Raw genomic sequence first — 4,465 nt, 5'->3', positions numbered from 1 at the left:
GGCAATACCACGGGCGCGATTGATCTCTCAGCCTATAAGTTCAACGCCAGAGGTGGGGTGGGGCCCAGCGATTGGGTTCATCTGGTTGAGGTGGCGGATGACTATCGCGGACGCCACCGCCGAAATGATCCAGACCGCGCAGAGAGATACGCGGCACAGGTAAAGACGGCAGCGGCGGCTATAGCGGCAAAGGGTGGTAAACTGGCCGGCTTTATCGCGGAAACCTTTCCGAGCGTTGGCGGCCAGATCATTCCTCCGCCCGGTTATCTGGCGCAGGTCTATGCCCATATCCGCGCCGCCGGGGGCATTTGCATCGCGGATGAGGTGCAAACCGGGCTTGGGCGCTTGGGCAACTATTATTTCGGTTTTGAGCAACAAGACGCACTGCCCGACATCGTGGTTTTGGGCAAACCTATCGGCAATGGCCACCCGTTGGGCGTCGTCGTGACGACCCGCGCGATTGCGGATGCCTTTGCACAAGGTCCGGAATATTTTTCGACATTTGGCGGCTCCACGCTGTCTTGCCGCATTGGCAAGGAGGTGCTGGATATCGTCGATGATGAAGGCTTGATGGAAAACGCACAGCAGATGGGTGATTGCCTGATGGACGGTTTGCGCGTGCTGGCCCAGAAGCACGCCTTGATCGGGGATGTTCGCGGGTTTGGCTTGTTTATCGGCGTTGATCTGGTGACCGACCGCGACAGCCGCGAACCCGCGACGCTGGCCGCCGATTATGTCAAGAACCGTATGCGCGACCACCGGATCTTGATCGGATGTGAAGGCCCCGCCGACAACATCCTAAAGATCCGACCACCGCTGACCGTTGATGCCGAGGCGGTGGAAATGATCCTGACGGTGCTGGACAAAGTTCTGGATGAAGCCGAGTGCCTGCAAACCATACCAAACTGACCTGAGCATTTGGCCCCAACGGGGTTGGTGGCGGTGTCGCGCCGCGGCCGATTGTTGGCTAAAATGTATGGGACAGATACGTCACGGGAGCGCCACGATCCCGTTGACCGGCAGGTGAATGCGTGCATTTACCGAGAGGGGTGCGCTCAGTCAGAGCTGTTATACAGCGATCCGCTGCCCAGCGGTCGTTTGCTTCCAAAGGATGAGAGGGCCACGTTTCGGCCTCAGAGTTGAGTATGGCTTATAGGATCAGTCCGAAGTCCGTTCTCAAGTGGCCCAAACCTGCGACGGTCAAGGATCGCAAGTCCGGGTCAACAGTTCGTTGTTCGACGGACTTAAGCAATGATGTGGAAGCGATCATTGTCGCGTTCCGGCGGCATACTCTCTTGCCGCTGAATGATTGTCTTTGCGCGCCGCAACCGACGATGCCGCATATGTCGCGACCCTCCCTGCATAGATGCTTGCAGCGATACGGGCATCCGTCGACTTCCGGATGGTCTACCAAAAATTTGCGGCAGAACCTTTGATTCGCACACTCGCGATTTCGAAAGTTTTCCGCACCGCCCACATCATCAGCAATTGACTGAAGTCGAACCATTCGGCGGTATGCCACCGTGTCGCCACATTGGTATCTGCCGGCCGCCACAAAGCTGTCTTGATACCATACGACCTTGGTATGAAACACCTGCGCCACATGGTGGAATAACGGGTGCTACGACTATCGGCGGATATTGAAGCTCCCCAATCTCAGTCAATTTCGAAGTTGCCGGGTCACCTCGACCTTTATCAAACCTGAAAGAGACAACGCCATGACCATGACACGCAATGCAATCAAAGCCATCGCTAAGACGTTCGCCAAAGACGAAGCTGGCGCCACCGCAATTGAATACGGCCTTTTCGCCGCCCTTGTGGGCGCTGTGATTGTCGGCACCGTTGCCACGTTGGGCAAGCAGACGAACCAAGGCTTCCTCACCATGAGTAACGCGCTCGCCGAACAGGACATCAATGGCGAATAACGCACCATATCCCGCGTGGTGCGTGCGTCCATCCCCGCACGCACCGCTCAGACACCCCACTTTCAAGGATCAGCGCCATGCCATTCGATTCCTCGACCTCGCATGAGTTTGCGCAATATGTCGGCTATGTTTGCTCCGATCAGGGTGCAGAGGTTGCGCGGGCCGTTGTCGAATACAGCGGTGGCGACAGCGCGGCAGTTCATGGCGGCGGTCTTAGCGGCGCAGCGCGCTTGGCGTCTGCTGCCCCTGATGGACAGATCATCTTGGCGGAAATCGGCAATATTCCCGTAGAAATGGCCTGCGAATGTGTAAGTGAGCTTTGCAGCACGGGTGCCGAAGTGATCGTGCTGGGTGAGCGCACCGACATCGCCACATACCGCGCATTGCGTCGGGCGGGGGCAACCGAATATTTCAGCTTTCCAGTTGGAGCGGATGAAATCTTCACGGTAAAACGCAAAACCCTTTCTGCGCCAAATGTGATTCAGTTGCTTCCGACACCCGCGAAAGCGATGTCAATCGCCGTGATGGGCAGCAATGGCGGTGTTGGCGCAAGCCTGTTGGCGCAGAACCTTGCATTTTATGCGGCCGACCCAAAAAGAGTGAACCTGCGCACTGGTTTCCTTGACGCAGATCTGCAATTCGGTTCGCAAGCGATAGATCTTGATCGCGATGAAACCCCTGGCCTGCTAGAGGCTTTGATGGCCCCCGATAGGGTCGATGCCACCTTTTTGAACGCGACCATGGATCAAATAAATGGTCGCCTCTCGCTTTATTCCCATCAAGTGAGCATCGGCCTAAACGCAGCGACATATGAGGCAGGATTGTCGCGGTTGTTGCCGCAGATGCGGGCTGAGTTCGACGCGCTTGTCACGGACCTGCCGCGCGGTTTAGTGCTCCACAACGACGATTTGGCCAAACATATTGATAGCCTTGTACTGGTTATCCCGGCGGGCTTTGCAGGGGTGAACGCGGCCAGTCGCCTGATCAAACGGATTTTGGCACACAATCCCAACCTGCGCATATTGCCCGTGCTTTCAGAGCTGCGCCGCGACGCAGGGCTATCGCGCAAAGATGTGCAAACGGCAATTGGTCGCCCTATCGTCGCAACTCTGCCTCGGTGTGATGCACTGTTGGCTCGGGCGCACCGGACGGCGCGCCCTTTGACTAATAGCCAGCCACGCAGCGCCTACGCCAAAGCTGTCCGTTCGATTTTTGCTGCGGCAAAGACCGACGTAAAGACGCCCAGTAAGTCGGGGGCGCGTCCTTTCATGAAAAGGATCTTTGGATGACTCTGCAATTTTCCCATTCCTCGGTCGAAGATGCGTTGCCTCATGTCCTGTCGATCGCCAAACAGATCGACGCAGAAGGCCTGTCCGCGTCCGAGCGTGCGAATGTCGCGGTGACATATGTTTTGGAGAACTCTGACACGCGATGGCCGATGGCATTGCAACGCGAAATCCTGGCGACTGCGACTGCGGCGCTGAAATCAGGCGCGTCAGCCAATTCAGAGCCACATTCCCAAATACCAAGGGTGGAGGCAGTGCCAACCCCGGCGCCGGTGCCATCCCGCAAAATGCCGACCGACATACCCCTCGCAAAACCAGTGGACATCGCATCGGCACCAATCAAGGGCGAAACATCGCCCAAAATGATGACCCTCGCCAATGAGGTCGTGCAGGCCCTGTCAGAAATTCTCGATTTTTCCGAACTTGCTGGTCAAGCCAAGCCGGAACAGGAAAAATTGATTCACGAGGCCATTCGCGCCCTTTCCGAAGATCGCAAGATGCACCTGAACCGGAGCGAGGTTTCCGATCTTGTAACCGTAGTGTTGGCGGACATGCTTGGCCTCGGACCGCTGGAAGCTTTGCTCGCCGATGGCCAGGTCACCGATATCATGGTCAACGGCCCACATCAGGTTTACGTTGAACGCGGCGGGAAGCTGGAGCTGACCGGCGTTCGGTTTCGCGACAATGACCATGTTTTTGCGGTCGCCAGCCGCATTGTCGCCGCTGTTGGGCGTCGCATTGACGAATCCCAACCGATGGTTGACGCACGCCTGAAGGATGGCAGCCGCGTCAATGTGGCGGTGCCACCGCTGGCGATTGACGGGCCAACCATAACCATCCGCAAATTCCCGACGAACCCTGTGAAACTCGACGCGCTTGTCCAAGGCGGCAGCATGACGTCGCAAATGGCCGCATTTCTGGGCTTGGCTGCGTTCTTACGCCTGAATATTCTTGTTTCCGGCGGCACCGGGTCGGGTAAAACCACTTTGATGAATGCGATGTCGCAATTCATTCCGGCAGGGGAGCGCCTTGTCACCATCGAGGATGCGGCGGAACTGCGTTTCCAACAGCCGCATGTGGTGCGCTTTGAAACCCGCCCGCCGAATGTCGAAGGAACCGGCGAAGTTACCATGCGAACGCTGGTGCGCAACGCCCTGAGGATGCGCCCCGACCGGATTATCATTGGCGAAATTCGCGGCGACGAAGTGTTGGATCTGCTGCAAGCGATGAAAACAGGCCATGATGGATCAATGA

The 4,465-nt window shown here is 57.2% G+C and carries 4 protein-coding genes and 1 pseudogene; all 5 read left to right on the top strand.

What is annotated here, in order from left to right:
• On the top strand, positions 1-909 hold a 909-nt coding region (locus L0H65_RS15260; RefSeq protein ID WP_301459899.1), incomplete at its 5' end, for an aminotransferase class III-fold pyridoxal phosphate-dependent enzyme.
• A gap of 326 nt (positions 910-1,235) precedes the next feature.
• Positions 1,236-1,385, top strand: a pseudogene (locus tag L0H65_RS15255) (IS481 family transposase); the annotation flags it as partial.
• Between the two features lie 333 nt (positions 1,386-1,718).
• Positions 1,719-1,925, top strand: coding sequence for a Flp family type IVb pilin (locus L0H65_RS15250; RefSeq protein WP_301459898.1), 207 nt, complete (start codon positions 1,719-1,721; stop codon positions 1,923-1,925).
• 77 nt (positions 1,926-2,002) lie between these two features.
• The gene (locus L0H65_RS15245) at positions 2,003-3,214 is read left to right on the top strand and encodes a hypothetical protein (protein WP_301459897.1); all 1,212 of its coding nucleotides are present in this window, start codon (positions 2,003-2,005) and stop codon (positions 3,212-3,214) included.
• A partial coding sequence (locus tag L0H65_RS15240) for a CpaF family protein (RefSeq protein WP_301459896.1) occupies positions 3,211-4,465 on the top strand: 1,255 nt, incomplete at its 3' end. The genes L0H65_RS15245 and L0H65_RS15240, both read left to right, overlap by 4 nt.

This window comes from Pseudorhodobacter sp., assembly GCF_030452865.1.
In the GTDB taxonomy this organism is placed as follows: domain Bacteria; phylum Pseudomonadota; class Alphaproteobacteria; order Rhodobacterales; family Rhodobacteraceae; genus Pseudorhodobacter.
The sequence above is the reverse complement of the archived record's forward strand: the minus strand, read 5'-3'. Positions and strand labels throughout refer to the sequence as shown.